This window comes from Actinoplanes lutulentus (genome assembly GCF_003259845.1).
In the GTDB taxonomy this organism is placed as follows: domain Bacteria; phylum Actinomycetota; class Actinomycetes; order Mycobacteriales; family Micromonosporaceae; genus Actinoplanes; species Actinoplanes lutulentus.
Map to the genome: position 1 here is coordinate 117,891 of NZ_QLMJ01000019.1, position 26,267 is coordinate 144,157.

At 68.5% G+C, this 26,267-nt stretch carries 21 protein-coding genes, 1 tRNA gene and 1 pseudogene; 14 read left to right on the forward strand and 9 right to left on the reverse strand.

Annotation, left to right across the window (positions count from 1 at the left end; genetic code table 11):
- Positions 1–2: 2 nt before the first annotated feature.
- From B0I29_RS33945 to B0I29_RS33955, 3 genes are read right to left on the reverse strand one after another with little or no spacing between them, the layout of a single operon-like run.
- The gene (locus B0I29_RS33945) at positions 3–1,433 is read right to left on the reverse strand and encodes an amidase (RefSeq protein WP_111653222.1); all 1,431 of its coding nucleotides are present in this window, start codon (positions 1,431–1,433) and stop codon (positions 3–5) included.
- On the reverse strand, positions 1,430–1,888 hold the full coding sequence (locus B0I29_RS33950) for a hotdog family protein (RefSeq protein WP_111653223.1): 459 nt from the start codon (positions 1,886–1,888) through the stop codon (positions 1,430–1,432). The genes B0I29_RS33945 and B0I29_RS33950 overlap by 4 nt, the downstream gene beginning before the upstream one ends.
- Positions 1,885–4,017, reverse strand: coding sequence for an acetate--CoA ligase family protein (locus tag B0I29_RS33955; protein ID WP_181558098.1), 2,133 nt, complete (start codon positions 4,015–4,017; stop codon positions 1,885–1,887). The genes B0I29_RS33950 and B0I29_RS33955 overlap by 4 nt, the downstream gene beginning before the upstream one ends.
- Before the next feature lie 182 nt (positions 4,018–4,199).
- On the opposite strand from B0I29_RS33955, the gene B0I29_RS33960 reads away from it, so the two are divergent.
- The gene (locus B0I29_RS33960) at positions 4,200–4,778 is read left to right on the forward strand and encodes a TetR/AcrR family transcriptional regulator (RefSeq protein WP_181558099.1); all 579 of its coding nucleotides are present in this window, start codon (positions 4,200–4,202) and stop codon (positions 4,776–4,778) included.
- 19 nt (positions 4,779–4,797) lie between these two features.
- Here B0I29_RS33960 and B0I29_RS33965 read toward each other — a convergent pair whose 3' ends face one another.
- Complete coding sequence (locus B0I29_RS33965; protein WP_111653226.1) at positions 4,798–5,373, reverse strand: TetR/AcrR family transcriptional regulator; 576 nt, start codon at positions 5,371–5,373, stop codon at positions 4,798–4,800.
- A 1,121-nt stretch (positions 5,374–6,494) separates the two neighbouring features.
- Here B0I29_RS33965 and B0I29_RS33970 point away from each other — a divergent pair.
- Entirely contained in the window at positions 6,495–7,178 is a 684-nt protein-coding gene (locus B0I29_RS33970) for a recombinase family protein (RefSeq protein ID WP_181558100.1), read from the forward strand.
- Between the two features lie 361 nt (positions 7,179–7,539).
- Positions 7,540–9,057, forward strand: coding sequence for a recombinase family protein (locus B0I29_RS33975; protein ID WP_220091498.1), 1,518 nt, complete (start codon positions 7,540–7,542; stop codon positions 9,055–9,057).
- Between the two features lie 49 nt (positions 9,058–9,106).
- Here the strand turns inward: B0I29_RS33975 and B0I29_RS33980 are convergent.
- Positions 9,107–9,191: transfer RNA gene (locus tag B0I29_RS33980), tRNA-Leu, on the reverse strand.
- Positions 9,192–9,307: 116 nt separating this feature from the next.
- On the opposite strand from B0I29_RS33980, the pseudogene B0I29_RS47955 reads away from it, so the two are divergent.
- Together B0I29_RS47955 and B0I29_RS47600 are read left to right on the forward strand one after the other, a co-directional pair.
- Positions 9,308–9,481: pseudogene (locus B0I29_RS47955) on the forward strand (hypothetical protein); the annotation flags it as partial.
- 549 nt (positions 9,482–10,030) lie between these two features.
- Positions 10,031–10,162 carry a hypothetical protein gene (locus B0I29_RS47600; RefSeq protein ID WP_281270933.1) on the forward strand — a complete coding sequence of 44 codons (132 nt, stop codon included), beginning with the start codon at positions 10,031–10,033 and terminating at the stop codon, positions 10,160–10,162.
- A gap of 51 nt (positions 10,163–10,213) precedes the next feature.
- Here B0I29_RS47600 and B0I29_RS33990 read toward each other — a convergent pair whose 3' ends face one another.
- From B0I29_RS33990 to B0I29_RS34000, 3 genes are read right to left on the reverse strand one after another with little or no spacing between them, the layout of a single operon-like run.
- Positions 10,214–10,870 (reverse strand): GOLPH3/VPS74 family protein, encoded by a 657-nt coding sequence (locus B0I29_RS33990; RefSeq protein WP_220091500.1) that lies wholly within the window; start codon positions 10,868–10,870, stop codon positions 10,214–10,216.
- A gap of 2 nt (positions 10,871–10,872) precedes the next feature.
- Positions 10,873–11,475, reverse strand: coding sequence for a response regulator transcription factor (locus B0I29_RS33995; protein WP_111653231.1), 603 nt, complete (start codon positions 11,473–11,475; stop codon positions 10,873–10,875).
- Positions 11,472–12,575 (reverse strand): sensor histidine kinase, encoded by a 1,104-nt coding sequence (locus tag B0I29_RS34000; protein WP_111653320.1) that lies wholly within the window; start codon positions 12,573–12,575, stop codon positions 11,472–11,474. The genes B0I29_RS33995 and B0I29_RS34000 overlap by 4 nt, the downstream gene beginning before the upstream one ends.
- A 110-nt stretch (positions 12,576–12,685) precedes the next feature.
- Between B0I29_RS34000 and B0I29_RS34005 the strand changes: the two genes are divergently transcribed.
- The 6 genes from B0I29_RS34005 to B0I29_RS34030 all read left to right on the forward strand — a co-directional run bounded on the left by B0I29_RS34005 (position 12,686) and on the right by B0I29_RS34030 (position 18,775).
- Positions 12,686–13,579, forward strand: a complete 894-nt coding sequence (locus B0I29_RS34005) for an ABC transporter ATP-binding protein (protein ID WP_111653232.1) — start codon at positions 12,686–12,688, stop codon at positions 13,577–13,579.
- Between the two features lie 2 nt (positions 13,580–13,581).
- On the forward strand, positions 13,582–14,301 hold the full coding sequence (locus B0I29_RS34010; protein WP_111653233.1) for an ABC transporter permease: 720 nt from the start codon (positions 13,582–13,584) through the stop codon (positions 14,299–14,301).
- Positions 14,302–14,320: 19 nt separating this feature from the next.
- Positions 14,321–15,088: an enoyl-CoA hydratase/isomerase family protein gene (locus tag B0I29_RS34015; RefSeq protein WP_111653234.1), complete on the forward strand. Its 768-nt coding sequence runs from the start codon at positions 14,321–14,323 to the stop codon at positions 15,086–15,088.
- 23 nt (positions 15,089–15,111) lie between these two features.
- Positions 15,112–16,758, forward strand: coding sequence for an AMP-binding protein (locus tag B0I29_RS34020; RefSeq protein ID WP_111653235.1), 1,647 nt, complete (start codon positions 15,112–15,114; stop codon positions 16,756–16,758).
- Positions 16,759–16,880: 122 nt separating this feature from the next.
- Complete coding sequence (locus B0I29_RS34025) at positions 16,881–18,071, forward strand: hypothetical protein (protein WP_111653236.1); 1,191 nt, start codon at positions 16,881–16,883, stop codon at positions 18,069–18,071.
- A gap of 173 nt (positions 18,072–18,244) precedes the next feature.
- A complete protein-coding gene (locus B0I29_RS34030) occupies positions 18,245–18,775 on the forward strand; it encodes a phospholipase (RefSeq protein WP_111653237.1) in 531 nt (176 codons plus the stop codon).
- On the opposite strand, the gene B0I29_RS34035 is transcribed toward B0I29_RS34030, so the two are convergent.
- Entirely contained in the window at positions 18,744–20,609 is a 1,866-nt protein-coding gene (locus B0I29_RS34035; protein WP_111653238.1) for a glycosyltransferase family 2 protein, read from the reverse strand. The two genes, B0I29_RS34030 and B0I29_RS34035, sit on opposite strands and share 32 nt — an antisense overlap.
- Before the next feature lie 186 nt (positions 20,610–20,795).
- Between B0I29_RS34035 and B0I29_RS34040 the strand changes: the two genes are divergently transcribed.
- The 3 genes from B0I29_RS34040 (at position 20,796) to B0I29_RS34050 (ending at position 26,060) form a co-directional block, all read left to right on the forward strand.
- Complete coding sequence (locus B0I29_RS34040; protein ID WP_111653239.1) at positions 20,796–22,199, forward strand: bifunctional cytidylyltransferase/SDR family oxidoreductase; 1,404 nt, start codon at positions 20,796–20,798, stop codon at positions 22,197–22,199.
- A complete protein-coding gene (locus tag B0I29_RS34045) occupies positions 22,196–24,052 on the forward strand; it encodes a glycerophosphotransferase (protein ID WP_111653240.1) in 1,857 nt (618 codons plus the stop codon). Before B0I29_RS34040 ends, B0I29_RS34045 begins: the two co-directional genes overlap by 4 nt.
- Positions 24,053–24,149: 97 nt before the next feature.
- On the forward strand, positions 24,150–26,060 hold the full coding sequence (locus B0I29_RS34050) for a GMC family oxidoreductase N-terminal domain-containing protein (RefSeq protein ID WP_220091501.1): 1,911 nt from the start codon (positions 24,150–24,152) through the stop codon (positions 26,058–26,060).
- Positions 26,061–26,267 lie beyond the last annotated feature (207 nt).

Sequence of the window (26,267 nt, forward strand, 5' to 3'; positions counted from 1 at the left end):
AGTCAAATGTGGGGGTGCCGGGTGTGCCAGGGGGTTGCCGCCTCGTAGGCGGCGGCCATGCGCAGAACCTGAGCGTCGGCGTGCGCCGCTCCGATGAACTGCAGCCCGACCGGCAGACCGGAGCTGAACCCGCAGGGCAGTGTCAGCGCTGGCAGCCCGGCGTGGCTGGGAGGTTCGGTGAGCCGGTGGAAGTCCAGGGCGGGGCGGCGCACCGGTTGACCGTCGACGTCCGCGTTGCCAGCGAGCGCGCCGGGGTGGTCGAAGGCGACAAGCGGCATGGTCGGGGTCACCAGCAGGTCGCGGCCGTTCAGAGCCGCGTTGAATCCGGCAGCGATCTTGCTTCGGGTCTCGGTCGCGGTCCGCCAGTAGTCGATCGCCGACATGCCACGGGCATGGTCGGCGATCTCCAGCATGATCGGGTGCAGGAGACCGTCGTCCCAGCCGGCCTGGGCGCGAAGCTGGTCGACGAAGTCCGCCGCGCTGGGGCTCCAGAACGCCAGGAAGTAGTCGATCGGATCCGGCAGCTGCATCTCGACCTCGGTGACGACGGCCCCGAGGTCGCGTAGTCGATCCAGCGCCTCGCGGAAGGTGCGTTCGACGTCGGCGGCGATCGGCCCGAGGCCGAAGTGGGTGGCTGCGGCGATCCGTGCCCCGGTGAGGTCCGGGTGCCCGACCGCGTCGAGGAAGAGCCGGGGATCCGCAGCCGGCAGGCTGAGTGGATCGCCCGGGTGCGGGCCGGCCGTGACCGACAGCAGCAGCGCCGCGTCAGCGACCGAGCGGGTCAATGGTCCGCTGGAGCTCACACCGTCGTAGGCGGCCTCGCTCGAGGGGATTCGCCCGGCGGACGGTTTGAGGCCGACCGTGCCGCAGCAGGACGCCGGAACGCGGATCGACCCGCCGCCGTCATTTCCCCAGGCCAGCGGTGCGACACCGGCGGCGACGCTGGCCGCGGCGCCGCCGCTCGAGCCCCCGGCGGTCTTCGCGAGGTTCCACGGGTTGTTGGTGACGCCGGTGAGCCGACTGTCGGTGACACCGAGCATCCCGAATTCGGGGGTGGTGGTCTTCCCGACCAGGATCGCGCCGGCAGCTTTTAAGCGTGCCCAGTCGGCGGAGTCGTGGCCGGGCACGTGGTCGCTGAAGGTGACGGTGCCGTACGTGGTCCGGACGCCGGCGGTGTCGATCAAGTCCTTGACCGTGATCGGCAGCCCGGTCAGCGGCGGAAGTTCGTCGAAGGGGGTATTGGCCATCCGGCGCTCGGCTTGCACGGCCTGGTCGCGAGCCTGCTCCGCGGTGATGGTGACGAAGGCGTTGAGCGCCGGTTCGGTAGCTTCCAGACGGTCCAGGACGGCGTCCATGAGTTCGACCGGGGACAATTCCTTCCGGGCGTACAGCTCACGTACTTCGGTCGCGGTGAGCCAGTGCAGGTCGGTCATGATTCCTCCGTGATATCCCAGTGAACCCACCACTGGGCTACCATTGCGGGCTTGTCGCGGCCCTGGATTTCGATGGCGCAGTCGAGCAGCAGGCGGTATGCGCCACCCGGACGTGGGACGACCTGCGCGACGGTGCCGACCAGGCGGATCGCTTCGGTGACACGTACCGGGCTGACGAACCTGATCCGGTCGAAGCCGTAGTTCCATCCGCCCACCGAGGCGCCAGTGAGGCGAATCAGGGGGTTGGACAGGTGATCCAGCAGGGCCAGCAGGTGGAAGCCCTCCACCAGGCCGTCGGGATAGACGTCAGCGAACTGATGCGTGTTCTGGTCGGTGTAGGTGGCGTGGTCGAATTCGTCGAGTACGGCGGGGTCGAGGGTGAACCAGTCGCCTTCGAAGTGGCGCCCGGCGAGGCTGACGGCCTCATCGAAGGGGACGGCGAGGGAGCTGGTCACTTCGACTCCTCGGGTTCGCAGGTGATGAACAGGGCGTCAACGAGCACCGGAAGTCCCGTGCCGGGATGCACTATCACCGGGTTGAGGTCGCCTTCGGCGAGGACTCCTGCGAAGTCGTTCGCCAGCCAGGCGAGGCGGTCGACGACGTCGAGCAGCGGTTGTACGTCGGTGGCCGGAAGCAGGTTGCGGTAGCCGGCCAGCAGCTTGCCCAGCTGGGTCTCGGCGAGCAGTGCTGCCGCTTCGCCGGCGAGCAGGGGTGCCAGTCCGATGGCGACGTCGGGTTCGAGTTCGACGAGGGTGCCGCCGCGGCCGACCAGCACGGTCGGGCCGAACACCGGGTCGGTGGCGAATCCGACGACCACTTCGACGCCTGCCTCGACCTGCTGCTGGATCTCGAAGCCATCGATGACCGCGTCGGGGTGTGTCTGGCGGACCGCGTTCTCGATCCGGGTGATCGACGTACGCAGCGACTGCTCGTCGCGGATGTCCAGTTCCACGGCGCCGATATCGGATCGGTGGGCGACATCCGGCGACGCCACCTTCACGACGACCGGGTACCGCTGGCAGGCCCACTGCGCGGCGGCGTCGGCATCCGGGGCGATCGTGGCGTCGACGACAGGCAACCCGTAGGCGTCCAGCAGGGCGCGAACCAGGTCCACCGGCAGCGGGCCGTTCACCCGGGAGCGCAGCGCGGCGATCTCCTCCGCGGAGGGCAGGTATGACGGTCGCGAGGGCGCGTCAGGAACCGGCCGGCTGTTGCCGGCCAGGGCGCTCAGGGCCGCGAACCCGTTGCCGATGCCCCGAAGCAGCGGCACCTGGGAGCCGAGCCGCTCGCGAACGACCGGGTGGGTCGCGTACGAGGAACTGGAGACCGCGACCAGCGGCTTGCCGTAACCCTCATCGGCGAGGTTGCGCAGCAGTTCGCAGACATCGTCGAAGTAGTCGGCCTCGCCTTTGGTGAGTCCCTGATGCGCTTCCATAATCAGCATGACGGAGCCGACCTCGGGATCGCGGCCGAGAGCCCGCAACGCCACCTCATAGGCGTCGTCGTCGGCCAATGGACTGGCACCGGCGTCGAGGGGATTGTTGATCGCTGCCCCCGGAAGCGCCTCTCCGAGAACGACCTGCACGTCGGGGCTGAACGACGGCAGGGTCACGCCGTGCCGGGTGCTCAGATCGGCGGCCAGGCCGGCCTCCCCACCGGAGTCGGTGACCACGGCGACCTGCCGCGAGGCCGGGCGAGGAAGGTCGGGGGTGGACAGGCACGCCAGCGCGGAGGCGAGTTCGTCGTAGTCGTCGACGAGCGGCACGTCCAGCCGCGTGAACAGGGCGCGGTAGGCGGCGTCCTGGCCGGCGAGCGCTCCGGTGTGTGCCTTGGCCGCGGTCGATCCGAGCGCGGTACGGCCCACCTTCAACGCGACGAGCGGCTTTCCGGCCTGCCGCAGCGCGCGGGCGGCGCTGACGAAGGCGGGCAGGTCACGGATCGACTCGAGGACCAGGCCAACGGCGGTCGTCGCGTCGTCGAAGGCGAGCCAGTGCAGATAGTCGGCGCAGGTCAGGTCGATCTCGTTGCCGGTAGACACGATCTTGGAGAAGCCGACCGCCTCGGTGGCGCGGGTGAGAAACGTCGCCGATCCGGACTGGGACACCAGCGCCACGCCGCCACGTTCCTGGCTCACCAGGGTGTCCTCGTAGAACCACAGCGCCACGTCGTCGGTGACGTTGATCGTTCCCATGCAGTTGGGGCCGTGGATGACCATGTCAGCGGTGGCGGCGAAGGCGTACAACTCGGCGAGTTGAGTCTCGGTGAACCCGGCGGAGGGGATCATCGCGGCTTTGCAGCCTCGGCTCTGCAACGTGTGCAGGATGGGCAGGACGGCCGCGGCGGGCAGCGACAGCAGCGCTACGTCAAGATCCGCGGGCGGTTCGCTGACGGCGGTGAGACCCTCGACCACGTCCGCTCGGGGATGCACCACCACCACGTCGTCGCTGCGGGATCCGCTGCGCAGGTTGCCGAGCGCGAAGTTGCCGCTCTTGCCGCCGACGGCGGAGGCGCCCAGGACCGCGACGCGGCGCGGTCGCAGGATCGCCTCCACTCCCCGGAGGCGTCGATCGTTGATGGTCAGCACGGGACTCCCTTGAGCGCGGCGGTACAAGACGAGCTATGTACAACACGTGATGTACACAGCCCTTTGTATAGTGGCCTCGTTCACCGCAAAGCAAGAGTCGTAACAGATCATTTACGGAGAGCGGCCGGTTGCCAGCGGGCGCTCGACCCCGGATCGCGGCCCTGCTGACCAGGACGGAGGCCGTGATTCCCGCACCGATCGACCGAAGCGTCCGGATCCGCGAGATCCGTGACGCCAGTTTCCGGATCTTGAGTGCGCACGGCCCGAAGGCGCTCACGTTGCGGCGCCTCGCCGAAGAACTCGGCGGATCGAGCACCCTCGTGACGCACATCTTCGGCACCAGATCAGCGCTGCTGCGCGGGATCACCGAGAGCGCGATCGAGGATTACGACGAGGAGATCGCCCAGCTCGAGCAGGGCGCGGACGCCCGGCAGCGGCTACGGATCCTGCTGGAGTGGATGCTGCCGCTCGACGAGGAGCAGGCACGGGCCGAACGGGGACGGATCATGCTGGTCGGCCACTCGGACCGACACCTCGGCGTCACCGATTTCTCGCTGCGCATGGAGCACAAGATGCGCCAGCTACTGCGTACGCACCTTCGTGAGCTGGTGAACGACGGCGAGGTCGAGGACACGGTGGAGTACGTCCGCGTGTTCACCAACGGTGTGGTCCTGTCCGCTGCGGAACGCCCCTCATCATGGAGCGCCGACCGTCAGCAGCGGGTCGTCGATCAGCTGTTACGCAGGCTCGGGATCAGCTGATGACTCTTCGCGTCCCGGCTCACGCGACGCCGAGAAGCTCCAAAGTGTGCTGCAACAGCTTCTGCTGCCGTTTCGTATCCCACAGCGTCGGATGCTCCGCCACGGACAGGACGACCCCGTTGGTGAACACCCGCAGGAACTCGACCGTCTCGTCGACGTCCTCCTCGTCGACCAGCCCGGTCAGATGCGAACGCAGCAGCTCCCGCATCTTGCGGTCCATCGCCACGAAGAACTCACCGACGTTGAGATCGGATTCGGCGTGGCCGATCAGCATCACCCGGCCGCGCTCGGCGCGTACCTGTTCCTCGTCGAGCGGCAGCATCCACTCCAGCAGGATCCGCAGCCGCTGCCGGGCGTCCGCGCCCTGCTCGAGCTGGGCGATCTCCTCGTCGTAGTCCTCGATCGCGCTCTCGGTGATCCCCTTGAGTAGCTCCGCGCGGTTGGCGAAGAAGTGGGTGACCAGAGTGCTGGACCCGCCGAGCTCGGTGGCCAGGCCTCGGATGGTCAAGGCGGCTGGGCCCCGCTCGCTGAGCAACCGGAAGGCGGCATCCCGAATCTCCCGGACGCGGACATCACGGTCGATCGGCGCGGGCATCGAGAGCCTCCTTGCAGCGAAGCATGCCTTGACCTTAGTCAGAGATCCCGGAACGTTCCGCGGGCGGTGTCCGGCAATGGGCACGGATCCGCCGCCGGAGAGCACGGATCCGAGTCGGAGCTCGGCGACTGTTCGCAGTTGTCCCCAGCGACGTCTGCACACCCGGATCGGTCGCCTCGTATCGCCGGTCCGGCTGAACCCCTCGGGTCATCAGCGGCAAGACCGAACACGCCCTATCGCTGGCGGTTGTGAATTGCGGAATCGCCCAGCAGTTGCGAACTTGACGGCGGGTGACGACACATCCCCAAAAGCGTCCTAGGACAAGGGAGATCCCCGGTAGTTGTCAGAGGACATAACTGCGGTTCGAGCTGCGCGAGCGGCGCCAGCCACCGGAGCACTTCGTCGATATCCTCCTCGGCGTACTTGAGGTTGAAACGTCACCGCGGTAATCCGTAGCCGCGATGATCGGCGTGAAGCGCTCGGATCCGCGCGAGGAACTGCTCGTCGTCCGCGGCTCGGTGCTACCGGGCGGTTTCGGTGGCCAGGGGACACCCGCCGGGAGGAACTCGCCTCACCTTCACAGTGAATGTCCGCGCTGACGGTGGGCAGCGCCCTTCGAGCCGTAGTTGCCTGGAAGCAGGAACCGGATGGTGCGAGGTGGACGGTGGGTGACGAGGTGCAGACGCCGAACACGCTGCAACAGTGGTGCGACACCCTCGTGCTGCCCCGGCAGCGTGGCCATCGCGAACGAGAGCCGTCAGGGCTGCTGAGGTTCGCGTTCTACGGCCGCTTCTCCACCCTGCGCCATCAGCACCTCGAGACGTCACACCGCTGGCAACGGAACTGCGCTACCGGCGTGATCGACGGCCACGGCGTCATCGTCAACGAGTATCTCGATGTCGGTGTAACCGCCGCCGGTCCTGGTACGCGAGGTCGCCCGCGACCGGCACCGCGCCCTGGAAGCGATGCGCGCCCAAGCCCAGCACCAGGGCCGCTACCTCGGCGGGCGGCCGCCGTACGGCTACCGGCTAGCTGACGCCGGCCCTCACCCGAACCCCGACCACGCCCGCTGGGGCCGGCAGCGACAATGCTTGGAACCGGACCCGGTAACCGCGCCACACGTGCAGTGGATTTTCACGCAGCGGCTCGCCGGCCGCTCCATGACCAGCATCGCCCGCGCCCTCAATGACCGTGCTGTCCCGTCGCCGTCTGCGCACGACCGTGCCCGCAACGCCCACCGGCCTGGCTCGACGTGGCATGTCACCACCGTCGCGGCGATCCTCGCCAACCCCCGTTACACCGGTCGGCAGGTATGGAACCGCCAGCCCCGTCACTACCGTGACCACACCGAGGCCGGAGCCACCGCCCTGCAACGCCGCCGCGCGTCCCGCAACGACTGGGTCATCTCCGACCGGCCCGCACACCCGGCGCTGGTCAGCGAACCCCGCTTCGTCGCGGCCCAGAGCATCAGCGCTGTTCCCCGCCCCGCGGCCGGCAACCGTCGCCACTACCAGCTGGTTGGCGTCGTGCGCTGTGAGTGCTGCGATCGCCGCCTGGAGTCCCATTGGGCGCACGACCGTCCCAGCTACCGGTGCCGCCACGGTCGGGCCGGTGCTACCGCACCAACGGCGGACCGGCCGGCAACCCTCTACCTTCGCGAAGATCTACTGCTGTCACAGATCGCTCGTGCTCTTCTGGAGCCCGGGCTCGCTGACGACGGTGATGTGGGCGTCGCAGCGGCCCTGCGCCGCTCCGGTCTGATGGCGGTCTGCGACAAGACTGCTGTTCGTCTGCGGGCCGTATGACAAACGTCGGTCTCCGCGGGCCGGGTGTAGGCCGCACGAGGTGCCGGCGGTGGCCATCGCTTGGAGAGAACCTCACGACTGGGGCACCACCGCCCGGCACCGCTGACAGGATAGGCACCTCCTCTCGGCCTCCCCCGCCCCAAGGCGGTCATGGCCGACGAACCCAACCGTCACCGCGATCAGCACCCCCCATAACGGCATACCAGCGCGGACACTGACCGCCCGTCTGACGCAACGCCACGAATGCAGCACGCTGCCGGAAGAGACGTCGGGGGCGCGGGCAACCCTGCCCATCGGCCAACGCCAATAGGGCGATACGGTGTCTTGCGCACCAGTACGGACGGAAGGCAACAAATACATCGTGGTCGTAGTGGATGGCGACGGCGGATTCACCCGATGGCTGCAGGACCGGCCACAGCCGCGCCGCCGTGGCTTCACACCACCCGCGCCGTCGCGCAGGACCCTCCGGTTCGCCTTCTACGGCCGTGTCTCCACCGCCGACCGCCAAGACCCCGCCGCCTCCCGGCAGTGGCAACGCGAAGTCGCCACGCAAACCGCTGCCGCCACCGGCAACATTGTTCGCGACTTCTTTGACATCGGCTGCTCCCGCAACGTCCCCTGGGCTGACCGGCCTCAGGCCCGTGCGCTCCTGCATGCCCTCACCGACCCGAATCGCGACTTCGACGCGATCATCGTCGGCGAGTCCGACCGCGCCTTCAGCGGCACCCAACTTCAGCAGATCCTGCCCACCCTGCAACACCACGGCGTCGCCCTCTGGCTCCCTGAACTCGAGGGACCTCTCAACCCGCACAACACCATCCACCAGGCCCTCGTCCTCATGCTCGGCCATGACGCCCGCCGCGAGGTCCTGCGCGCCCGGCACCGCACCCTCACCGCCATGCGCGTGCTCGCCCGTGAGGGCAGGCTCCTCGGCGGCCGGCCGCCCTATGGCTACCGACTCGTCGACGCTGGCCCACACCCCAACCCGGTGCACGGTCAGTGGGGCCGGCGTCTCAACCGCCTCGATCTGGACCCGGCCACCGCCGGTCACGCCCGCTGGATCTTCGCCCAGCGTCTCGCTGGCCTCAGCGCAGCCACCATCGCCGACATGCTGACCCAGCGAAGTATCCCGTGCCCGTCCGCAGCCAATCCCGACCGCAATCGGCACCGTCGTGGCATCGCCTGGAGCACCAGGGCTGTCGACGCGATCTTGAGTAATCCGCGTTACACCGGCCGCCAGGTCTACGGCCGGAGCAGCAGCGTGCACGACGAGACCAGCGCTGATGCTCCGACCACCGGTCGACCCGCCACACGGCGCGCGGTTGCCCGTGACCAGTGGGTTGTCTCCAATACCCTCGCGCATCCGCCGTTGATCAGCGAAGCGACGTTCGTGGCCGTGCAGCAGATATCGTCACTTGCGCGACCAGCGGATGGGCAGCCACGCAGCTATCTGCTACGCGGGCTGGTGATCTGCGGCATCTGTGAACGTCGCCCGGAATCGGAATGGGTGCACGGCCGGGCCGCCTACCGGTGCCGGCACGGGCAACCCCGGAAGCGGCCCGCCGAATCGGCGTTACCGTTCTACGCCCGGGAAGACACGCTGCTGGCTGCGGCCGCTAACGAGTTGCACGCACGAACCGGCGGCGGGCAGACGCTGTGGAGCCCCGCGCTCGTGGCGGAACATCTCCGTTCACAGAACTTCACGCTGCGCTGTACTCGCGAGCGCGTCCAGCTACTGGGGGAGATTTCGAAGCAGCTGACTCTAGCCATTCCCGGGATCGGCTATGACAGTTTCGGTGAAGTCATCCAAGAACAAGCAAAAACGTTCCGCAAAGGCGACGTGCATTTCTCGAGGCAAAAAGAAAGCCTCGCCGAATAACGGCGAGGCTCATTCACTAAACGATTAATAATCCCTGTGGGGGTTTACGTGTCCGAGGGGGGACTTGAACCCCCACGTCCGATAAAGGACACTAGCACCTCAAGCTAGCGCGTCTGCCATTCCGCCACCCGGACCAGGTGTAATGCATCTCCGCCCCGGGGTTTCCCCCGCAGCGGCACAGGTCAGAACTTTACACGGTCCCGGCACCCGCCCAAATCAGGGGTGGCCGCCGCGCCACGAACCGGGCAGCATGGAGGTCGTGCCCCCGCTGTCGCACGCTGTGGAGCGGGCCCGTCTCCTCGTCGCCGCCGGCGATCTGGGTGCGGCGCGCCTGCTGCTGGAGCGTGCCAGTGAGCTGGGGCGGGTCAGGCTTGGTGACGATCATCCTGAGGTGCTCACCACGCAGCTTCACCTGGCCGCGATCTGCCGCCGCGTCGATGATCCGGGCGCGGCTCGCCGGGTGCTTGAGCAAGCCTACGCCGCCGGCCAGCGCCGTCACGGTGACGCGAGTCTGCTGATCTTGCGGATCTGCTACGACCTGGGCCAGGTCGCCGAGGAGCTGGGCAACCGCCACGAGGCCCGCAAGGCGTTCGCCCAGCTCACCCTCCATGGCCCGGCGGCTCTCGGCGCGCAGCACCAGGCAGTCGCCCGCGCGCGGGCTTATCTGGCGCAAGATCAAAACCTTCCTTCGGTACGCGTGAAAGCCCCCCGATCACCCGAGGAACCACAGCCGGCACCAGGTCCGGGTCGGCGAGTGCACGGCCCTCCCCCGTCGGGACTTGGTTCCATCGGCCGGCAAGCCCCGATCCAGCCCGCCTGGAACTCGGGCATGGACGGCCTCGGCACACCTCCCCGAAAAGCAGGCCCCGCCACGGACGACAGGGCTGAGCTTCTGCGGTCGGCGGCGGGCATGCTTGAGGCGTACCCCTCAATGAGCCTGACCCGGCAACCAGCGCAAGGGAAAGGCCGGGGTTTGGCGTTTGTGCTCATGGTGATCGCCGCGGTGGCGGCAATCGTCGCCGCGGGCGCCTTGGCGATCGTGCTGGTCGACCGGGTCGCGGAAACGCCGGGCGCGGCAGACGTGGGCAGCGGGCAGAGCGGCTGACCAGCCACGACAGGAGCAGCCGGCGCGGAACCCGGCGGCGCGGAACTCCGGCTAGTTCGACGTGGTGATGGCTACCGTCGCGGCTGTTGTGGCGCTGGCGACGGCTATCGCTGCGGCCGCGGTGATCACCGCTGTGTTCACCTCGGCGGCGCCCCAGTGGCCTTCTTCCAGGCGCTTCGCGCGTTTGATGACCTCGGAGGACCAGGCGATCGGCGGACGCACGGCCGGCAGGGAGCCGCTCGCGGACAGCAGGGCGATCACGGCGGCGGTGCGGGGGTCCGGCTCGGCGCCGTCCACCAGCACGGCACGCACCTTGTCGCGCAAACCCTGCTCATAGGCCGGGTCCGCGGACGGGAGGCGGGTCGTCTTGAAGACGCGCAGCAGCCGCTTCGTCTCCCTGCGGATCTGACCCTTTTCGATCAGGCGCTCGATCAGTGGATCCCAGAGACGGGTGCCGACCTCGATGATCAGGGTCTGCGCTCGGCGGGGTTTCGCGGCCGCTTTGTCCCAGGCCTCCTGGAGGATCGGGTCCGGCAAAGCACCCTCACCCACGGCGATGACTTTGCCGTCCGCGTGTTCGACCCGGCCTAGCAGCGCCAGCTCCACCAGGACGGCGCCGCCCAGCGGGTAGTACAGAGTGCCGGCACCTGCCGGAATCCCGGTTTCGTCGTCCAGCAGGAGCAGTAGCAGGTCTTCGACGAGCAGCATGGTCACAGCCAATCGTGTTCGCGGGCGTATCGGGCGGCGTCGTGCCTGGTCTGGGTCTGTGTTTTCTGCATGGCGTTGGAGAGGTAGTTGCGGACGGTTCCCTGTGCGAGGTGCAGTCGTGCGGCGATGTCCGCTACGGAATAGCCGTCGCTGGCCACGCGCAGCACGTCGAGTTCGCGGTCGGTGAGTGGGCAGTCGTCGATGACGGCGAGGGCGGAGACGTCCGGGTCGATCCAGCGGCGGCCCTCGTGCAGTTTCGCGACGACGTCGGCGATGTGTGAGGGTTCGGCGGACTTGGTGACGAAGCCCTGGACGCCGAGCTTCAGCGCCTTGCGCAGCACACCGGGCCGCGCGTGCCGGGTCAGCATGAGGATCACCTGGCCGGGCAGCGTGCGGCGGATCTCGGCGACCGCGCCGAGGCCGTCGACGCCGGGCATCTCCAGGTCGATGACCAGGACGTCCGGCCTGTGGCGCAGCGTCGCGTCGATCGCCGTGGCGCCGTCGGAGGCTTCGGCCAGCACGGTGATGTCGCCCTCCAGCGGCAGCAGCGCCGCGAGGGCTTTGCGGAGCAGTGCCTCGTCGTCGGCAAGCACCACGCTGGTCATCGGCCGGACTCCGCCGCTGCTGAAAAGACGCCGAACCTCGCCGCCGTCGTGAACTCACCGTTCGAGACCGACACCAGCAGCTCTCCCCCGTCGCCCGCTACCTTCTGCCGCAGCGCGGAGAGGCCGCGCAGCTCAGGCACGGTGTCGCCGGTCGCGCCGTCGTTGACGATGGTGATGCCCTGGGCGCTCAGGGTTATCCGTACCTGACTGGCTTGGGCGTGGCGCAGGATGTTCGTGGTCGTCTCGCGCAGGACCTGACCGAACAACTCCCCACGACCGGGATCACCGTCGCGGCTGATCCGGACCCGGATGCCGGCCGCTTCGAACAGGTTCTTCGCGTTCTCCAGTTCGGCGTTGAGATTCAGCCTGCGCTGGGCGTACGCAAGCTCTTTGGTCTGTGTGATGGTGTCGCTGACCAGAGCGTGGATCTCGCGGAGCTCTTCCTCGGCGCGGGCCGGGTCGCTGCGCACGAGCTTGCGCGCGAGGGTGGTTTTCAGTTTCACGACGTGCAGCGTGTGGCCCTGGATGTCGTGCAGGTCGCCGGCGAAGCGGACGCGCTCGCGGATGACGGCGAGTTCGGCCTCGCGGGCCTTGGATTGTTCGAGTTCTTCGACGACGGCGTAGAACCGTTCGCCGAGGAACGAGGAGCCGATGGCGATCGCGGTGATCCCGACCGGGATCAGGAGGTATTTGACCAGGCCGTCGCCGAGCAGACCCACTGCCGCGATGTAGACGAGCAGCCCGGCGATCACCGTGCGCGTGTGCCGCCGCAGCCGGGGGATGCCGAGTGATCCGACGACGCAGATGCCCCAGTAACCGTTCCCGCTGTCGGTAAGCATGACCGAAAGCGGCCACACGATGATCGCGACGGCCAGGCAGGGCCAGAAGACGCGGCCGAGGTCGTTGGCGGTCCAGCGCTCGAAGGCCACCAACGCCGCGACCATGCCGGAGGCGAGGATGGCGATCTGCCACCAGCCGTCGGTGTCCTTGACCGACAGGAGCGCCGCCGTGACGACCAGCGGCGGCGTCGCCGTCAGCAGGTTGAGCCGGCGCAGCCTCCCCTGTGTGGTGGCGGTGATGCGCAGCGATCTCGCGGTCATCCACCCAGTATTCGACGCGGCGGCCACACCCGGCAGTGACACCACGTCACAAGATGCCGGTGACACGGCAGCACTGATCGTTAACCGCCGAGCACGGTTCAGTAAGTGGCATGACCACCACGCCAGTCATCGAAGTCGAAAACTTGAATGTCCGATACGGCGACTTCCACGCGGTCAAGGACCTGTCGTTCCAGGTCCGGCGCGGCGAGCTCTACGCCCTGCTGGGCACGAACGGAGCAGGGAAAACCTCGACTTTGGAGACCATCGAGGGCCACCGCCAGGCCACTTCAGGGAGGGTACGCGTATTCGGCACCAGTCCCGGGGATCGCCAAGCCGTCCGGCCCCGGATGGGCATCATGCTGCAGGAGAGCGGCTTCTCCCCCGACCTGACCGTCCGTGAGTCGGTACGTCTGATCGGGGGCCTGACCCGGCGTACCGACGACGCAGACCGGGTGCTGGACGTGGTCGGGCTGACCCGCAAGGCCGGCACCCTCGTCGGCCAGCTCTCCGGTGGCGAGAAGCGGCGGCTGGACTTCGCCACGGCCGTCTACGGCACCCCGGAACTGATCTTCCTGGACGAGCCGACGACCGGCCTGGACATCCAGTCCCGCGACGCCCTGTGGGAGTCGGTGGACCGGCTCCGGGAGAACGGCTCGACGGTCGTGCTGACCACCCACTACCTGGAGGAGGCGCAGGAGCGCGCCGACCGGATCGGCCTGATGCACCAGGGCGTCTTCCATCGGGAGGGCACTGTCGCCGAGCTGACCCGGACGCTGCCGGCGGTGATCCGGTTCTCGCTGCCACCGGACGCGCCGGCGGTGCCGCTGACCGTCATCAATCACGACGGGGCGCTGCACATCGAGACCTTCGACCTGCAGAAGGACATGTTCCAGCTGCTCGGCTGGGCGCACGACCACGGTGTCGAGCTCAGCGACCTGTCGGCCGGTCCGACCCGGCTCGACGACGTGTTCCGCGCCATCGACCGCACCTTCAACGGAGGCTGACCATGTTCGCCATCGCTTACACCGAGCTGATCCAGCTCTTCCGCAACCGGCTCCTGCTCGTCACCAGCCTGATCATGCCGGCCGTGGTCAGCGGGTTCTTCATCTACCGGCACGACGCGTTCGCGACGCTCGGCAGCCTCGGTTACATCGCCGCCGTCGTGATGTTCACCATCGGCGCGTTCGGGCTGTACACCACGGCGGTGACCACCCTCGCGGCCCGGCGGCAGAACCTCTTCCTGAAACGCCTGCGTTCCACGGCCGTCTCGGACCGCGGCATCCTCGCCGGCCTGCTGCTGCCGGTCACCCTGCTGGCCGTCGTCCAGCTGACCGTCGTGCTCACCGCCCTGGCGACAGTGGCCGGCGGCCCGTCGAACGTGTTCCTGCTGGTCGTGGCGGTCCTCGCGACGGTCGCCATGATGGTCGGCCTCGGCTTGGCCACCGCCGGCATGACGAACTCACCGGAACACGCTCAGGTCACCACCCTGCCGATCAGCCTCGGCGTGATCGCGGTGACGAGCTGGGTGGGGCTGAGCGGCACCGAGGAACTCACCCTGCTGAAGCGCCTGCTCCCCGGCGGCTCAGCGACCGAGCTGGTCCTGAACGCCTGGAACGGCGGCGTCGCGGTGTCCGAGTCGCTGCTGTTGCTGGCGCCGACGCTGAGCTGGGTGGTGGTCGCGGTGGCCCTGGCCATGCGGATGTTCCGCTGGGAACCACGCCGCTGAACGACCGTTAGGATCAAGCGTGAGCTCTGATCTTTCCGTCACCGCCGGTGACGCGGTAGCCGTCCTGGAAATCCGCCGCCCGCCCGCCAACCACTTCGACGAAGCGCTGATCGGCCAGGTCGTGGAGGCCGCCCGGGAGTTCGACAATGATCGCGACATCCGGGCGATCATCCTGGCGTCGCAGGGCAAGCACTTCTGCGGTGGCGCGGACTTCGGCAGTGGTGACTTCGCCGCGGACCACGTGGCGGCGGCTGAACGGCTCTATCGGCGGGCCGCTGAGCTGTTCGATCTCCGTACCCCACTGATCGCGGCCGTGCAGGGCACGGCGGTGGGTGGAGGTTTGGGGCTGGCGTGCGCCGCTGATTTTCGGGTCGCGGAGGCGTCCAGCCGGTTCGTGGCGAACTTCGCCCGGCTCGGGTTTCACCAGGGGTTCGGGATCAGCGTGACGCTGCCGGAGATCGTCGGGAAGCAGGCCGCCACCGACATGCTGCTGACCGGACGCCGGATCGGGGGCGAGGAAGCGGTTCGCCTGCGGCTCGCCGATCGCCTGGCCGAGCCGGGACGGGTACGCGAAACCGCCATGGAGCTCGCCCTGCAGATCGCCGGAGCCGCGCCGCTGGCGGTGCGCTCGATCCGGTCGACGCTGCGTGCCGGCCTGGCGGCCCGGGTGCGAGAAGCGCTGGACCACGAGCTGGCCGAGCAGAAGGTGCACTGGGCGACCAAGGACAGCGCCGAGGGGATCCGAGCCAGTCTGGAGCGCCGCACGCCGGTCTTCACCGGCGAATAAGGCCCGCGGAATAAGGTGAGGTCATGAGCACGTTCCGGCAGGCCCGTGAGTTCCTCCTCGCGCACCGCGACGACTACGACACCGCCTACCGGGACTTCCGATGGCCTGACCTGGACACGTTCAACTGGGCGATCGACTGGTTCGACGCCGAGGCGGCCGGTGAGGCCGGACCGCGGACCGCGCTCTGGATCGTCGAGGAGGACGGCTCGGAGCAGCGGTTCACGTTCGCCGAGCTGTCCGAGCGATCCAGCCGGGTGGCGAACTGGCTGCGGCAGCGCGGGGTCGGCCGCGGCGACCGGGTGATCCTGATGCTCGGCAACCAGGTCGAGCTCTGGGAGTGCCTGCTCGCCACGATGAAGCTGGGCGCCGTGGTGATCCCGGCGACGCCGCTGCTGGGCCCGGCTGACCTGCGCGATCGCCTGGACCGGGGCAACGCGGCGCACGTCATCATCGGCTCGAACGACACCGGCAAGTTCGCGGCGATCGACGGCGATTACACCCGGATCGCGGTGGGCCGGCCGGTGGACGACTGGCACGTGTTCAGCGAGGCCTATGCCGCGGACGCCGGTTTTGAACCCGACGGCGTGACCCGGGCGAGCGACTCTCTCCTTCTCTACTTCACCTCGGGCACCACCGCGTTGCCGAAACTGGTCGAGCACACCCACGCGTCGTACCCGGTCGGGCACCTGTCGACCATGTACTGGATCGGGCTGCGCCCCGGCGACGTGCACCTCAACATCTCGTCCCCGGGCTGGGCGAAACACGCGTGGAGCAACGTCTTCGCGCCGTGGAACGCTCTGGCCTGCGTGTTCATCTACAACTACCGGCGCTTCGACGCGTCCGCCCTGCTGGCGCAGATGGACCGGTGCGGTGTCACCAGTTTCTGCGCGCCGCCGACGGTGTGGCGGATGCTGGTGCAGGCCGACCTGACCCAGCTGAAGAACCCGCCGGAGATCGTGGTCGGCGCCGGCGAGCCGCTGAACCCGGAGGTCATCGAGCAGGTGCAGCGCGCCTGGGGTGTGACGATCCGGGACGGGTTCGGCCAGACCGAGACGACCGTGCAGATCGCCAACACACCCGGTCAGCACGTGAAGCCGGGTTCGATGGGGCGGCCGACGCCGGGTTACACGGTGGTTCTGCTGGACCCGGTCAACGGCGATGGGGAGATCTGCCTGGACCTCTCGGAACGGCCGCTCGGGTTGATGGTCGGCTATCACGGCGACGCGGAGCGCAACGCCGAGGCGATGGCCGGCGGTTACTACCACACCGGCGACATCGGATCCCGGGACGCGGACGGCTACATCACCTATGTGGGCCGGACCGACGACGTGTTCAAGGCCTCCGATTACCGGATCTCGCCGTTCGAGCTGGAGAGTGTGCTGATCGAGCACGAGGCGGTGGCCGAGGCCGCTGTGGTCCCGGCGCCCGACCCGGTGCGGCTGGCCGTGCCGAAGGCGTACGTGGTGCTCGCCGAGGGCTGGGCGCCGACGGCGGAGACGGCCCGGGCGATCCTGGCGCACTGCCGGGAGAATCTGGCGCCGTACAAGCGGATCCGGCGCATCGAGTTCACCGAGCTGCCGAAGACCATCTCCGGCAAGATCCGCCGGGTGGAGCTGCGGGCCCGCGAGGAGGCCGGTCCCCGCGATCGGGAGTTCCGGGAAGACGCCTGATTTGCGAATATCTCTCGCTAATCTGACTCTTGGTCAGGTAAACGGGGGGTTCGACAGTGTTCGGGCGGTTAAAACGCTGGCGTCGTAAGCGGCAGGCGCGCGACTCGGAGCACGGCGCCATCATGATCATCGTTGCGCTGTTCCTCAGCAACGCGGTGATCATCGGGATGGCCGCCATCGTGATCGACGTCGGGCTCGCCTGGCAGGAGCGCGAGCAGCTGATCAGCGGCGCCGACGCGGCCTCGATGAAGATCGCCCTGAACTGCGTGGCCGACCCGACCAAATGCACCCGCACGCTGCAGGCACCGGTGGCGGTCACCTACGCCAAGAAGAACGCGAAGGACAACGCGGCCGACGCCCAGATCTGCTTCAGCTTCGAGGCGAGTTGCCCGGCGTGGAAGACCGCGAAGAGCTGCCCACCGGTGCCGACACCAGCGGCCGGCGAGACCGTGGGCACCTGGGTCGAGGTACGCACCACCACCGTCACCGCCTCCGGCACGACGTTCCTGCCCCCGGCGTTCGCCAAGGCAGCGACCGGCGGCCAGTACACCGGCAAGTCGGTGGGTGCGTGCGCCCGGGTGGCGTGGGGTCCGCCGGTGGTGAAGAAGGTCCTGGCGCTGGGCATCTCGCTCTGCGACTGGAAGCGGATGACCGGCAACGGCTCGACGTTCTACGGCCCGCTGGACAACCTGGTCGGCGCGCTCGGCCTGCTCCCGATGCTCGGCCTCGACCCTCCGAAGCCCGGCCAGGACGGCGCGATCGCCGCCGTGCTGCCGGTCCAGCTCCTCGGCATCCCGATTCCGACCTGCACGTTGGTCGACGGGTCTCCGCGCGGATACACCTGGCTGCAGGGCGAGGACATCTGGAACCCGATCATGCCGGACGCCAACTGCGAGATGGAGCTGAAGATCGGCGACTACCCCCGGTCGTTCCTGCTCGGTGGGCTCACCGTCGGCAGCACCAACCGCTGCGCGGCTCGGATCCAAGCGCTGGTCGCGTCGAAGCAACCGGTTCTCGTGCCGATCTACGACACGATCAAGCAACAGCTGCTCAGCATTGCCCCGCAGTACCACATCGTCGGGTTCGCGCCGTTCCAGATCACCGGCTTCTCCGGGCTGCTCGGCGGTCTGCTCGGCGGGGTGAGCAGCATCCTCAGCGGCAACCTGCTCGACGCCCTCGTCAAGATCCTCTGCGACGTCGCGAGCGGCTGCATCTACGGATACTTCATGAAGACCCTCGTGCCGACGTACCAGCCACATTTCGGTTCCGGCACCAACACGTACGGCTCGACGATCATCGGGCGTACCGGTTAGGGCCGCCCGTTTCCGCGCCGATCAACAAATCGTCATGCGCCGATGTTCTGTCGGCCAGGAGGACCACCGAGACTGAGGGCTCGTTCAGGTGACCGGCAAGTAACTTGCCGGTCACCTCGGCGTTCACCGTTCGCGCCCGTCGCCACCGGCGGGCCGTCCGACAGGAGCCCCGCATGAGCTCATCGGTCCGCATCCTCCTCGCCACCTCCCTCGCCGCGATACTCACCGTGTTCGGTCTGGCCGCCCCGGCGTACGCCGTGACCGCCGCCCAGAAGGCCGCAGTACTCGCCTCGTTCACCCAGACCAGCGCGAGCAGCTACAACAGCTGGAATTCCGCACGGCAGAACCAGGGTTCCTGGTCCGCGTACGGATTCGACTGGAGCACCGATTACTGCTCGTCCAGCCCGGACAACCCCCTCGGATTCGACTTCAAGCTCGCCTGTCACCGGCACGACTTCGGGTACCGCAACCACAAGGCGATCGGCACGTTCCCGGCGAACAAGAGCCGGGTGGACTCGGCGTTCTACGAGGACTTGAAGCGCAAGTGCGCCACGTACAACTCGGTGGTCCGGCCGGCCTGCACCAGCCTGGCGTGGACGTACTACCAGGCCGTTTCGCTGTTCGGTTCGCTCGCGTCGGTGGACTCGGCGGATCTGCGCAAGGCCGCCGACATCAAGGCCGACGCGCTGGCCGCAGCAGCCTGATCAGGTATTTCCTGAGTGCCCAGGGCACAGGGCGAGCCGCCGGGGATGTGTCCTCGGCGGCGCGCACCTCCCGGGCGCCGCGCTCGCCGACGATCAGCGTGAGCCGCAGGTCGGTGGGAGCCCGGTCGCTCCTGCCCAGGCCGACAGCGATCCGGTACCGGCCCGCCGGCAGCCTCGTGAGCGCGGCCTCCAGGACGCAGCCACCGGGCACGGGCGTGAGCACCGCGTCGACCTCGACCTCGTGGGTCTTCGCCCTGGTCAGCCGGATCCGCCCGGTCGTGACGGCGTCCACGTGGACCGGCAGCGACACGGCGATCCGGTCGCCCGAGACGGACACCTGCTCGGGGCGTACCGGAAGCAGGTCGTACCGCAGCCGGTTGGTGCTCTCCCGCACGTCGAGCGACAGGTTCTGGTGCGGGTCGGTCCAGTACGGCAGCACGGATCGCCCGCCGATGACCCCGAGACGGCGGCCGGCGTCGGCGTCGGGTCCACGGAGCGCACCGAGGCGGGTCTCCTTGTTCCAGCCGGCCAGCGCGTACCGGATGTAGACATCCCAGATGCCGTCGCCGACGGCCGGACCCGGGGTGATCAACGCCGTGGCCCGGAGCCGAAGCCGGACCATCGCGGGGTCGGTGGCCGGCACACGCTCACGCTCGAAGGTGATCGGCTGGTAGAACTCCGCGGCGGTGGCGCGCTCGCGGATGACGAGGTCGACCTTGGACGCCTCGAAGCGAGCCGGGACACTCTCCGGGATCGGCAGTCGCAGAGTGCCGTCGTCGAGGGCCGTGACACCGCGGTACTCGACGGTGAAGGTCACCTGCAGGACGCCGTCCCTCCAGGCGAGTTTGCGCAGGTCACCGCTGGGCGTGACGGTGACCTCCCAGGCGGCCAGCGTCTCCAGGTCGGTGAGCCGGCCCTCGCTCAGCAGCCCGGCGACGACCCGCTGCAGCGGCGCGAGGCCGGCGGCGACACCGGGGCCGAACCGCTCGGTGACCGCGCGCATCTCGCGGAACATCTCCTGCCGGTACTCCGGGTCCATCGCCAGCAGCCGGCGCCCGCGCAGCCGCTCGACGATCTCGTTGCGCAGCCAGCGACGGAAAAGGCCGTCGCGTAGCGGGCCGGGTTCGGTGTATTTCTCGACCACGTCGAGGGCTTCGCGAAGATTGCCGAAATAGCCGGCCGGTTCGATCGGCCGGAAACCGGCATTCGAGGCGTCATCGCGTTTCACGTGGTAGTAGCAGACGTAATCGCTGAGCACCGCGACGTTCTCGGCACGCAGGTACGCCTCAGCGACGAAGACGTGGTCCTCCAGCCGGCGCCGGCCTTCGCGGAAACGCAGGCCGATCCGGTCCAGGAACTCGCGTCGCACCATTTTGTGCGGGGTGAGACTGTCGATGAGCGGCGCGTTGCGCACCGAGGCGTACGGGCGGTTCTCCCGGAAGAGCTCCAGCGGGACCGGCCGGCCCTTGCCCGCCATCTTGCCGACGATCACGTCGGCGTGGTGGGCGACGCCGTACTCGTACATCCGCTCCAGGGCCTCCGGCCCGAGGTAGTCGTCGTTGTCGACGAACATGATGTATTCGCCGGTGGTGGCCTCGATGCCGACGTTGCGCGGCCGGCCGGACCAGCCGGACGGCTCCTGGTGGATCACCCGCACGTTGGCGTGCTCGCCGGCCAGCTTGTCGAGCCGCGCCGGCGTCTCGTCGGTCGAGCCGTCGTCGACGAAGCAGATCTCGTACTCGTCGGCCGGCAGGCTCTGATGAACGAGCGAATTGATGCAGTCCTCGACATAAGGGCCCGGGTTGTAGACCGGAATGACCACGCTGACCTTCATCGGCGACACATTAACGGGAAATCATTGTTTTCGCTTCACAGGACATTCATTGCCACCTGACAGGCAATTCAAAAACATAGCCTCCGCCCAGGCGTCTGACAGAGATATCAAATTGTTGAATTCCCCTTTCCCTGCTGTTAACGTCGCCCGGCATCAACGGTATCCCGCTCTCTGCAGAAGGCCCGGATGAACAATAAATCGAGTGTGTTGCCGGCCGTCGCCATCGTTCTCGCCGGCGGTGTCGGTGAGCGACTCGGGCTCCAGATGCCCAAACAACTCGTCAAGATCGCCGGCCGGCCGGTCATCGAGCACACCCTGGCCACCTTCGAGCAGTCCCCCGTCATCGACAGCGTGCTGGTCCTGATGACTCCGGACCACGTGGCCGAGGTCGAGGCGATCGTCGCGCGCGGCGGGTTCACCAAGGTGCTCGGCGTGATCGCCGGCGGCCGGACCCGCAGCGAGACGACCCAGCGGGCCATCGCGGCGATGCACGGAACCGAATGCAAGATGATCATTCACGACGCGGTACGCCCGCTCGTATCGCAGCGGATCATCGCGGACAGCGTGCACGCCCTCGACCGGTACGAAGCGATCGACGTGGCGACCCCGTCGGCCGACACGATCATCGCGGTGGACGAGGTCGACGGCGAGGAGATCATCACCGACATCCCGCAGCGCAGCCGGTTACGCCGCGGGCAGACGCCACAGGGCTTCCACCTGTCGATCCTGCGCAAGGCGTACGAACTGGCCGCGGCCGACCCCGAGTTCACCGCCACCGACGACTGCGGTGTGGTCCGGCGTTACCTGCCCGACGTGCCGATCTACGTGGTCCCCGGCGACGAGAACAACCTGAAGATCACGCACCCGATCGACATCCACCTCGCCGACAAGCTGTTCCAGCTCAACTCCAACCCGCGGGTGCTGGAGACCTCGGCCGCGGACCGGACCAGGCTGCTCACCGGCAAGACGGTCGTCGTCTTCGGCGGCAGTTACGGCATCGGCAAGGCCACCGGCGACCTGGCCGCCGCGGCCGGCGCCACCGTGCTGCCGTTCAGCCGCTCCACCACCGGCACCCATGTGGAGAACCCGGAACAGGTCGCCGACGCGCTCCGGCAGGCATACGCCCGGACCGGCCGGATCGACTACGTCGTCAACACCGCCGGCGTGCTGCGGGTCGGCAAACTGGCCGACGCAGAGGACACCGACATCGAAGAGGCTCTGCGGGTCAACTACCTCGCGCCGGTCTACATCGCCCGGGCCGCCGCCGACTACCTCGCCGAGACCCGCGGCGCACTGCTGCTCTACACCTCCAGCTCGTACACCCGGGGCCGCGCCGGTTACAGCCTCTACTCCTCGACCAAGGCGGCCACCGTCAACCTGACCCAAGCCCTCGCCGACGAGTGGTCGGAACGCGGCATCCGGGTCAACTGCATCAACCCGGAACGCACCGGCACCCCGATGCGGCGGCAGGCGTTCGGCGACGAGCCCGCCGCGTCGATGCTGACCGCCGAAGAGGTGGCCGGCACCTCGGTCGATGTGATTATCTCCGACTGGACCGGTCACATCGTCGACGTCCGGCGGGCCTCGTGATCCTCGCCCTTTACGCACTGTCACTGCTCGCCCTTTACGCGGGCGCGCTCCTCCCCCACACCGCGCTCTTTCTGATCGCCCTGGCCGCCGTCGTGGTCGTCGAACGCTGGGGCGTCAAACGCACCGCCCTCGCCAGCCTGATGCGCCGCGCCCAGCTCAGCGGCGTGACACGGTCGCTCCTGCGCGACGGCGCGATCCTGACGATGGTCGCGCACAGCTCCCTCGCTCTCGCTCTCATTCTTTTGTACGCCCTACGCGCCCTCATCAACGTGGAACTACGCCGGGTGACCGAGCTGCGCCAACTCCCCCACCCGACGCGCAACCTGGACCTCTCCGGGCTGGGCATCCCGGACGCGCCGCCGACCTGGCTGACCGCCCGGGCGCCGGCTTGGCTGCTGCACCTGGCCCTGCCGGTCGCCGTGGGCGCGGCGATCAGCGACTCCGCTGCCACCGCCGGGCTCGTCGTCTCGGCGGTGTGTGTGCTCACCGTGCTCGGGGCCGCGGCGATCCACCATCACCGGAACCTGGTGCTCGCCGACAAGGAGGCACTGCAGGCCGCGGCACTCACACAACTGCGCGAGTACCGGCCGGAGGTGCTGCTCTACTTCAGCCTCAGCGAGGCCAGCGGTACGACGTACCAGGTGGACTCCTGGTTGGAGGTCCTCGCCGGGCTGCGGCACCGGGCGGCGATCCTGGTCCGCGAGCGCAAGCACCTCACCCGGATCGCCCCGACCACACTGCCGATCATCTGCGTGCCGCGCGGCCCCGACGTCATGGACCTCGACCTGCCCGATCTCAAAGCCGTTCTGTACGTCGGCAACACCGGCAACAACATCCAGATGCTGCGTACGAACGGGGTCCGGCACGTCTTCGTCGGCCATGGCGACAGTGACAAGGTGGCCAGCACGAACCCCTTCAGCCGGGTCTACGACGAGGTGTGGGTGGCCGGGAGGGCGGGCCGCGACCGGTATCGCCGGGCCGGCTCGGCGGTGGCCGACTCGTCGATCGTGGAGGTCGGCCGGCCGCAGCTCGCGGCGGTGGAGCCGGCGCGCACGGATCGGCGGGTGTTCACCGTGCTCTACGCGCCGACGTGGGAGGGCTGGAGCACGGATCTGGCGGTCAGCTCGGTGCCGATCATGGGGCTGGCCATCGTGAAGACGCTGCTGGCGCTCTCGCCGGACATCCGGATCATCTACAAGCCGCACCCGCTGACCGGCTATCAGGACCCGGTCACCAAACGGATCAACCAGAAGATCATCGATCTGTTGGGCGACGCCGGCCATACTTCGGAGCGACTCGCCGAGCTGGACCGGCTCATCGCCGAGCTGGCCGGGCCGGAGTCCCCCGACGACGCCCAGGCGACCCGGGACCACGGCACACCCTCTCCGGAGCGGCACGCCCGGCTGGTCGAGGCCGAGCGGGAGTGGCAGCGCCTCAGCTGGGAGGGAACGGCACATCGGACGGTCACCGGGCCTCGGCCCGACCTCTACTCCTGTTTCAACCAGGCGGACCTGATGATCGCCGACATCTCCGCGGTCGTCTCCGACTTCGTGGCCAGCGGAAAGCCGTACGTCGTCACGAACGTGCGGGATCAGGACGAGGACGAGTTCCGGGCCGCGCAGACGGTGGCCGGTGGGGCGTACCTGCTCGGGTCCGGCGCCGCCGGGCTGGCCGATCTGGTGCGGGCGTTGCGGCAGCCGGTGCCGGACGATCCGATGGCCGAGCGCCGGGAGCGACTGCGGCATTACCTGCTCGGGCCGACCACGCCGGCGCCGATGGACCGGTTCAACGACGCGGTGGACGCGGTGATCGCCAAGCCGTACCCGGCCGCACTCCCGGTGCTGACTTCCTGAACCCTGGATGTTGATCGTGACGGCGGTCACACGTACCGATGAATATATTTTATATTGGCCCTTCGAGCTTTCTTCGCCGAAGCAGGAGGCCAGCATCGTGACCCCTGAACAGATTCGGACACTTCACCTACTCTGCGACACCGTCGTACCGTCCCTCGACCGCCCCGATGACACCGACGGATTCTGGGCGCGCCGCGCCTCCGACGTCGGCACCGACCACGCTGTGCTCGCCATGATCACGGCGATGCCGGCCGAGCAGCAGGCCGGTCTCGGTTCGCTGCTCGACGCGCTCGCCGCCAACGGGTTCCACGACGCGCCCGAGGCGGTGCTCGCCGCCGTGCGGCAGGCTTCCCCGGAAGCCGCCGCCGGCATCGGCGCACTCACCAGCCTGACCCTGCTGGTGACCTACGGGATCACCGACGAGAGCGGTCACAATCCGTTCTGGACGAGATTCGGATATCCGGGCCCGGTCGCCACCGAGCCGCCCGCCGACGACCGGAAGATCACACCGCTGCCCGTCACCGGCGACCTCGACCTGGAAGCCGACGTCGTGGTCATCGGATCCGGCGCGGGCGGCGGCCTGATCGCCGGCCGGCTCGCCGCCGGTGGCGCCGACGTGATCGTGCTGGAGGCCGGCCGGTACCGCACCGAGTCCGACTTCGATCAGCACGAAATCGCCGCCTACCAGGGCTCCTACTGGCGTGGCGGCCCGACGCCGACCGTCGACGGCAACATCACGCTGATGGCGGGCGCGGGCCTCGGCGGCGGCACCGTGATCAACTGGACGAACTGCATCCGCACCCGCGACGACGTACGCCGGCAGTGGGCCGAACACGGCCTTACCGACGTGGCGACGCCCGAATTCGATCGGCACCTGGACGCGGTCTGGCGGGAACTCTCGGTGAACGACCGCTGCTCCGAGTTCAACCGCATCCACGAGGCGATGCGGCGCGGATCGGAGACGCTCGGCTGGTCCTTCAAGACCGTGAACCGGAACTGGGACGAGAAACGCCACGACGCCGCAATCGCCGGCCACCTGGGCTTCGGCGACGTCTCCGGGGCGAAGCAGTCCTCGCTCAAGGTCTACCTGGAGCCGGCGGTCCTGGACCACAACGCCCGGGTCGTGGACGGCTGCCAGGTGGAGAAGATCCTGGTCGCCGGCGGCCGGGCGGCAGGAGTGACCGGAAAAGTCGGTGAATATCGCGTCAACGTCCGCGCGCCGATCGTGGTGCTCGCGGCCGGTGCCCTCGAATCCCCCGGCGTGCTCCTGCGCTCCGGCATCGGCGGCCCGGCCGTCGGGCAATACCTGCGCCTGCACCCGTGCACGGTCACGATGGGTGATTACGGCACCGACATGCGCGGCTGGTGGGGCGCACCGCAGGCCGCGCTGATCGACGAGTTCGCCACGATCGAAAACGGTCACGGCTTCCTCATGGAGAGCATTCAGTACGCACCCGCGCTCGGCGCTTCCGCGGTGCCGTTCACGACGCCGGCCGAGCACAAGCAGACGATGGCCGATTTCCGCAACACCGGCTCGTTCATCGGCCTGATCCGAGATCGAGGTCACGGCCGGATAAGTCTGGATCCCGCCGGAAATAGCGTGGCTTCCTACGAACTGACCGACGAACTGGACGTCCGCAACACCCAGCGCGCCCTGGAAGCCGAGATCCGCCTGCACCACGCCGCCGGAGCCGGCCGCATCCAGGTCCTGGCCCAGGGCCTGCCGGCGTGGCAGGCAGGCGACAACCTGGACGCCTACATCGCCCAGGCCCAGCAACTGCACCTGGGAGCCGGCGGCGCAACGATCTTCTCCGCCCACCAGATGGGCAGCTGCCGCATGGGCACCGACCCCGCCACCAGCGTCGCCAACCCGCACGGCGAACTCCACGACACCCCCGGCGTCTGGATCGGCGACGCCTCCGCCTTCCCCACCCCCTCAGGCACCAACCCGATGATCTCCATCATGGCGCTGGCCTCCCGCACAGCAACCTTCATCGGGTACGCGTAACCCCACCAACCCGGCCCGTGCCGACTTTGGGCGCAAAGCAAACCCGAACTCGACACACACGAGCGACCCCCCACGTGCGTGTCGAGTTTGGGCGCGGAGCGGACCCGAACTCGACACGCACGCCCCTGGTTGCGCGGTCTTGGGCCGGGGTCCCCCGCTGAGCCGCGCTCCGGGAGCAGGGTCGCAGCGGAGCCGTAGTCCAGACGT

Excerpts from the sequence above, each read along its gene's own strand:
- B0I29_RS33945 (WP_111653222.1), bottom strand. The coding sequence starts at position 1,433 with ATGACCGACCTGCACTGGCTCACCGCGACCGAAGTACGTGAGCTGTAC.
- B0I29_RS33965 (WP_111653226.1), bottom strand. The coding sequence starts at position 5,373 with ATGCCCGCGCCGATCGACCGTGATGTCCGCGTCCGGGAGATTCGGGAT.
- B0I29_RS33990 (WP_220091500.1), bottom strand. The coding sequence starts at position 10,870 with ATGCTGCTCGTCGAAGACCTGCTACTGCTCCTGCTGGACGACGAAACC.
- B0I29_RS33995 (WP_111653231.1), bottom strand. The coding sequence starts at position 11,475 with ATGACCAGCGTGGTGCTTGCCGACGACGAGGCACTGCTCCGCAAAGCC.
- B0I29_RS34000 (WP_111653320.1), bottom strand. The coding sequence starts at position 12,575 with ATGACCGCGAGATCGCTGCGCATCACCGCCACCACACAGGGGAGGCTG.
- B0I29_RS34005 (WP_111653232.1), top strand. The coding sequence starts at position 12,686 with ATGACCACCACGCCAGTCATCGAAGTCGAAAACTTGAATGTCCGATAC.
- B0I29_RS34010 (WP_111653233.1), top strand. The coding sequence starts at position 13,582 with ATGTTCGCCATCGCTTACACCGAGCTGATCCAGCTCTTCCGCAACCGG.
- B0I29_RS34020 (WP_111653235.1), top strand. The coding sequence starts at position 15,112 with ATGAGCACGTTCCGGCAGGCCCGTGAGTTCCTCCTCGCGCACCGCGAC.
- B0I29_RS34025 (WP_111653236.1), top strand. The coding sequence starts at position 16,881 with ATGATCATCGTTGCGCTGTTCCTCAGCAACGCGGTGATCATCGGGATG.
- B0I29_RS34030 (WP_111653237.1), top strand. The coding sequence starts at position 18,245 with ATGAGCTCATCGGTCCGCATCCTCCTCGCCACCTCCCTCGCCGCGATA.
- B0I29_RS34035 (WP_111653238.1), bottom strand. The coding sequence starts at position 20,609 with ATGAAGGTCAGCGTGGTCATTCCGGTCTACAACCCGGGCCCTTATGTC.
- B0I29_RS34040 (WP_111653239.1), top strand. The coding sequence starts at position 20,796 with ATGAACAATAAATCGAGTGTGTTGCCGGCCGTCGCCATCGTTCTCGCC.